Raw genomic sequence first — 5982 nt, 5'->3', positions numbered from 1 at the left:
AGGGGTTAAGACACCGCCTTTTCACGGCGGTAACACGGGTTCGAATCCCGTACGGACTATGGTATGTTACAGATGAAACACTAGATGAAAAAAATTAAAAAAAGTTTCAAAAAAGTGTTGACAAGCGAAAGCGGCTGTGATATACTAATATAGTTGTCACTTGAGAGAAGTGAGTGACAAAGACCTTTGAAAACTGAACAAGACGAACCAATGTGCAGGGCACTACAACTGAAGTTGTAGTACTGAACAATGAAAAAAACAATAAATCTGTCAGTGACAGAAATGAGTGAGAACTCAAACTTTTAATGAGAGTTTGATCCTGGCTCAGGACGAACGCTGGCGGCGTGCCTAATACATGCAAGTAGAACGCTGAAGGAGGAGCTTGCTTCTCCGGATGAGTTGCGAACGGGTGAGTAACGCGTAGGTAACCTGCCTGGTAGCGGGGGATAACTATTGGAAACGATAGCTAATACCGCATAACAGTAGATATTGCATGATATCTGCTTGAAAGGTGCAAATGCATCACTACCAGATGGACCTGCGTTGTATTAGCTAGTTGGTGAAGTAACGGCTCACCAAGGCGACGATACATAGCCGACCTGAGAGGGTGATCGGCCACACTGGGACTGAGACACGGCCCAGACTCCTACGGGAGGCAGCAGTAGGGAATCTTCGGCAATGGACGGAAGTCTGACCGAGCAACGCCGCGTGAGTGAAGAAGGTTTTCGGATCGTAAAGCTCTGTTGTAAGAGAAGAACGAGTGTGAGAGTGGAAAGTTCACACTGTGACGGTATCTTACCAGAAAGGGACGGCTAACTACGTGCCAGCAGCCGCGGTAATACGTAGGTCCCGAGCGTTGTCCGGATTTATTGGGCGTAAAGCGAGCGCAGGCGGTTAGATAAGTCTGAAGTTAAAGGCTGTGGCTTAACCATAGTACGCTTTGGAAACTGTTTAACTTGAGTGCAAGAGGGGAGAGTGGAATTCCATGTGTAGCGGTGAAATGCGTAGATATATGGAGGAACACCGGTGGCGAAAGCGGCTCTCTGGCTTGTAACTGACGCTGAGGCTCGAAAGCGTGGGGAGCAAACAGGATTAGATACCCTGGTAGTCCACGCCGTAAACGATGAGTGCTAGGTGTTAGACCCTTTCCGGGGTTTAGTGCCGTAGCTAACGCATTAAGCACTCCGCCTGGGGAGTACGACCGCAAGGTTGAAACTCAAAGGAATTGACGGGGGCCCGCACAAGCGGTGGAGCATGTGGTTTAATTCGAAGCAACGCGAAGAACCTTACCAGGTCTTGACATCCCTCTGACCGCTCTAGAGATAGAGTTTTCCTTCGGGACAGAGGTGACAGGTGGTGCATGGTTGTCGTCAGCTCGTGTCGTGAGATGTTGGGTTAAGTCCCGCAACGAGCGCAACCCCTATTGTTAGTTGCCATCATTCAGTTGGGCACTCTAGCGAGACTGCCGGTAATAAACCGGAGGAAGGTGGGGATGACGTCAAATCATCATGCCCCTTATGACCTGGGCTACACACGTGCTACAATGGCTGGTACAACGAGTCGCAAGTCGGTGACGACAAGCTAATCTCTTAAAGCCAGTCTCAGTTCGGATTGTAGGCTGCAACTCGCCTACATGAAGTCGGAATCGCTAGTAATCGCGGATCAGCACGCCGCGGTGAATACGTTCCCGGGCCTTGTACACACCGCCCGTCACACCACGAGAGTTTGTAACACCCGAAGTCGGTGAGGTAACCTTATAGGAGCCAGCCGCCTAAGGTGGGATAGATGATTGGGGTGAAGTCGTAACAAGGTAGCCGTATCGGAAGGTGCGGCTGGATCACCTCCTTTCTAAGGATAAGGAATGCACATTGGTCTTGTTTAGTCTTGAGAGGTCTTGTGGGGCCTTAGCTCAGCTGGGAGAGCGCCTGCTTTGCACGCAGGAGGTCAGCGGTTCGATCCCGCTAGGCTCCATTGGTGAGAGATCACCAAGTAATGCACATTGAAAATTGAATATCTATATCAAATAGTAACAAGAAAATAAACCGAAAACGCTGTAGTATTAATAAAGAGTTTATGACTGAAAGGTCAAAAAAATAAGGTTAAGTTAATAAGGGCGCACGGTGGATGCCTTGGCACTAGGAGCCGAAGAAGGACGTGACAAACGACGATATGCCTTGGGTAGCTGTAAGTAAGCGATGATCCAGGGATTTCCGAATGGGGGAACCCAACAGGTACTACCTGTTACCCATATCTGTTAAGGATATGAGGAGGAAGACGCAGTGAACTGAAACATCTAAGTAGCTGCAGGAAGAGAAAGCAAAAGCGATTGCCTTAGTAGCGGCGAGCGAAACGGCAGAAGGGCAAACCGAAGAGTTTACTCTTCGGGGTTGTAGGACTGCAATGTGGACTCAAAGATTATAGGAGAATGATTTGGGAAGATCAGCCAAAGAGAGTGAAAGCCTCGTATTCAAAATAGTCTTTGTACCTAGCAGTATCCTGAGTACGGCGGGACACGTGAAATCCCGTCGGAATCTGGGAGGACCATCTCCCAACCCTAAATACTCCCTAGTGACCGATAGTGAACCAGTACCGTGAGGGAAAGGTGAAAAGCACCCCGGGAGGGGAGTGAAATAGAACCTGAAACCGTGTGCCTACAACAAGTTCGAGCCCGTTAATGGGTGAGAGCGTGCCTTTTGTAGAATGAACCGGCGAGTTACGATATGATGCGAGGTTAAGTTGAAGAGACGGAGCCGTAGGGAAACCGAGTCTGAAAAGGGCGCTTTAGTATTATGTCGTAGACCCGAAACCATGTGACCTACCCATGAGCAGGTTGAAGGTGCGGTAAGACGCACTGGAGGACCGAACCAGGGCACGTTGAAAAGTGCTTGGATGACTTGTGGGTAGCGGAGAAATTCCAAACGAACTTGGAGATAGCTGGTTCTCTCCGAAATAGCTTTAGGGCTAGCGTCGACATTAGAGATTCTTGGAGGTAGAGCACTGTTTGGGTGAGGGGTCCATCCCGGATTACCAATCTCAGATAAACTCCGAATGCCAATGAATTATGGTCGGCAGTCAGACTGCGAGTGCTAAGATCCGTAGTCGAAAGGGAAACAGCCCAGACCACCAGCTAAGGTCCCAAAATAATTGTTAAGTGGAAAAGGATGTGGGGTTGCACAGACAACTAGGATGTTAGCTTAGAAGCAGCTATTCATTCAAAGAGTGCGTAATAGCTCACTAGTCGAGTGACCCTGCGCCGAAAATGTACCGGGGCTAAAACAATTTACCGAAGCTGTGGATACCTTTATAGGTATGGTAGGAGAGCGTTCTATGTGTGGTGAAGGTGTACCGTGAGGAGCGCTGGAACGCATAGAAGTGAGAATGCCGGTATGAGTAGCGAAAGACAGGTGAGAATCCTGTCCACCGTAAGACTAAGGTTTCCAGGGGAAGGCTCGTCCGCCCTGGGTTAGTCGGGACCTAAGGAGAGACCGAAAGGTGTATCCGATGGACAACAGGTTGATATTCCTGTACTAGAGTATGTAGTGATGGAGGGACGCAGTAGGCTAACTAAAGCAGACGATTGGAAGTGTCTGTCTAAGCAGTGAGGTGTGAATTGAGTTAAATGCTTAGTTCTATAACATTGAGCTGTGATGGGGAGCGAAGTTTAGTAGCGAAGTTAGTGACGTCACACTGCCAAGAAAAGCTTCTAGCGTTTAAACATACTCTACCCGTACCGCAAACCGACACAGGTAGTCGAGGCGAGTAGCCTCAGGTGAGCGAGAGAACTCTCGTTAAGGAACTCGGCAAAATGACCCCGTAACTTCGGGAGAAGGGGTGCTGACATATGTCAGCCGCAGTGAATAGGCCCAAGCAACTGTTTATCAAAAACACAGCTCTCTGCTAAATCGTAAGATGATGTATAGGGGGTGACGCCTGCCCGGTGCTGGAAGGTTAAGAGGAGTGCTTAGAGGTAACTCGAAGGTATGAATTGAAGCCCCAGTAAACGGCGGCCGTAACTATAACGGTCCTAAGGTAGCGAAATTCCTTGTCGGGTAAGTTCCGACCCGCACGAAAGGCGTAATGATTTGGGCACTGTCTCAACGAGAGACTCGGTGAAATTTTAGTACCTGTGAAGATGCAGGTTACCCGCGACAGGACGGAAAGACCCCATGGAGCTTTACTGCAGTTTGATATTGAGTGTCTGTACCACATGTACAGGATAGGTAGGAGTCTAAGAGATCGGGACGCCAGTTTCGAAGGAGACGCTGTTGGGATACTACCCTTGTGTTATGGCCACTCTAACCCAGATAGGTGATCCCTATCGGAGACAGTGTCTGACGGGCAGTTTGACTGGGGCGGTCGCCTCCTAAAAGGTAACGGAGGCGCCCAAAGGTTCCCTCAGAATGGTTGGAAATCATTCGCAGAGTGTAAAGGTATAAGGGAGCTTGACTGCGAGAGCAACAACTCGAGCAGGGACGAAAGTCGGGCTTAGTGATCCGGTGGTTCCGTATGGAAGGGCCATCGCTCAACGGATAAAAGCTACCCTGGGGATAACAGGCTTATCTCCCCCAAGAGTTCACATCGACGGGGAGGTTTGGCACCTCGATGTCGGCTCGTCGCATCCTGGGGCTGTAGTCGGTCCCAAGGGTTGGGCTGTTCGCCCATTAAAGCGGCACGCGAGCTGGGTTCAGAACGTCGTGAGACAGTTCGGTCCCTATCCGTCGCGGGCGTAGGAAATTTGAGAGGATCTGCTCCTAGTACGAGAGGACCAGAGTGGACTTACCGCTGGTGTACCAGTTGTCTTGCCAAAGGCATCGCTGGGTAGCTATGTAGGGAAGGGATAAACGCTGAAAGCATCTAAGTGTGAAACCCACCTCAAGATGAGATTTCCCATGATTATATATCAGTAAGAGCCCTGAGAGATGATCAGGTAGATAGGTTAGAAGTGGAAGTGTGGCGACACATGTAGCGGACTAATACTAATAGCTCGAGGACTTATCCAAAGTAACTGAGAATACGAAGTGTTAAGGTTTTCTTGAGATTTGATAGATATTCAATTTTGAGTAGGTATTACTCAAAGTTAAGTGACGATAGCCTAGGAGATACACCTGTACCCATGCCGAACACAGAAGTTAAGCCCTAGAACGCCGGAAGTAGTTGGGGGTTGCCCCCTGTGAGATAAGGAAGTCGCTTAGCTAAAGGGAGTTTAGCTCAGCTGGGAGAGCATCTGCCTTACAAGCAGAGGGTCAGCGGTTCGATCCCGTTAACTCCCATAGGTCCCGTAGTGTAGCGGTTATCACGTCGCCCTGTCACGGCGAAGATCGCGGGTTCGATTCCCGTCGGGACCGTTTAAGATAACGGAAGTTATTTTAGACTCGTTAGCTCAGTTGGTAGAGCAATTGACTTTTAATCAATGGGTCACTGGTTCGAGCCCAGTACGGGTCATCATTGCGGGTTTGGCGGAATTGGCAGACGCACCAGATTTAGGATCTGGCGCTTAACGGCGTGGGGGTTCAAGTCCCTTAACCCGCATCATAGAAATAAGCCGGCTTAGCTCAGTTGGTAGAGCATCTGATTTGTAATCAGAGGGTCGCGTGTTCAAGTCATGTAGCCGGCATTTTTTAATATAACCAAGAGGTCGATGCGAACGTAGTTCAGTGGTAGAACACCACCTTGCCAAGGTGGGGGTCGCGGGTTCGAATCCCGTCGTTCGCTTAGAGAGGCCGGGGTGGCGGAACTGGCAGACGCACAGGACTTAAAATCCTGCGATTGGTAACGATCGTACCGGTTCGATCCCGGTCCTCGGCATATAAAGAGCACCCTTAGCTCAACTGGATAGAGTACCTGACTACGAATCAGGCGGTTAGAGGTTCGACTCCTCTAGGGTGCATTTTTTCTATTTAACTCGGGAAGTAGCTCAGCTTGGTAGAGTACTTGGTTTGGGACCAAGGTGTCGCAGGTTCGAATCCTGTCTTCCCGATTGAT

10 tRNA genes and 3 rRNA genes are annotated in these 5982 nt (G+C 49.6%); all 13 read left to right on the top strand.

Annotated features, from left to right (window positions below):
* Nucleotides 1–301: 301 nt before the first annotated feature.
* Nucleotides 302–1848, top strand: a 16S ribosomal RNA gene (locus ADH90_RS07610).
* Nucleotides 1849–1898: 50 nt separating this feature from the next.
* Nucleotides 1899–1971, top strand: a tRNA-Ala gene (locus ADH90_RS07605).
* Between the two features lie 126 nt (nucleotides 1972–2097).
* Nucleotides 2098–5000 (top strand): 23S ribosomal RNA (locus tag ADH90_RS07600).
* Nucleotides 5001–5077: 77 nt separating this feature from the next.
* Nucleotides 5078–5193: ribosomal RNA gene (gene rrf / locus ADH90_RS07595) — 5S ribosomal RNA — on the top strand.
* Together the 16S, 23S and 5S rRNA genes with 10 tRNA genes alongside form the textbook arrangement of a ribosomal RNA operon.
* 4 nt (nucleotides 5194–5197) lie before the next feature.
* Nucleotides 5198–5270, top strand: a tRNA-Val gene (locus tag ADH90_RS07590).
* Nucleotides 5271–5272: 2 nt separating this feature from the next.
* A tRNA-Asp gene (locus tag ADH90_RS07585) sits at nucleotides 5273–5345 on the top strand.
* A 24-nt stretch (nucleotides 5346–5369) separates the two neighbouring features.
* Nucleotides 5370–5442, top strand: a tRNA-Lys gene (locus ADH90_RS07580).
* A 5-nt stretch (nucleotides 5443–5447) separates the two neighbouring features.
* Nucleotides 5448–5529, top strand: a tRNA-Leu gene (locus tag ADH90_RS07575).
* A gap of 12 nt (nucleotides 5530–5541) precedes the next feature.
* Nucleotides 5542–5614: transfer RNA gene (locus ADH90_RS07570), tRNA-Thr, on the top strand.
* A 26-nt stretch (nucleotides 5615–5640) separates the two neighbouring features.
* Nucleotides 5641–5712, top strand: a tRNA-Gly gene (locus tag ADH90_RS07565).
* 7 nt (nucleotides 5713–5719) lie between these two features.
* Nucleotides 5720–5805 (top strand) — tRNA-Leu (locus tag ADH90_RS07560).
* An 8-nt stretch (nucleotides 5806–5813) separates the two neighbouring features.
* A tRNA-Arg gene (locus ADH90_RS07555) sits at nucleotides 5814–5887 on the top strand.
* Between the two features lie 16 nt (nucleotides 5888–5903).
* A tRNA-Pro gene (locus ADH90_RS07550) sits at nucleotides 5904–5977 on the top strand.
* Nucleotides 5978–5982: the final 5 nt, after the last annotated feature.

Origin of the sequence: Streptococcus pseudopneumoniae (assembly GCF_001073085.1) — a bacterium.
Classification (GTDB): domain Bacteria; phylum Bacillota; class Bacilli; order Lactobacillales; family Streptococcaceae; genus Streptococcus; species Streptococcus pseudopneumoniae_M.
The sequence above is the reverse complement of the archived record's forward strand: the minus strand, read 5'-3'. Positions and strand labels throughout refer to the sequence as shown.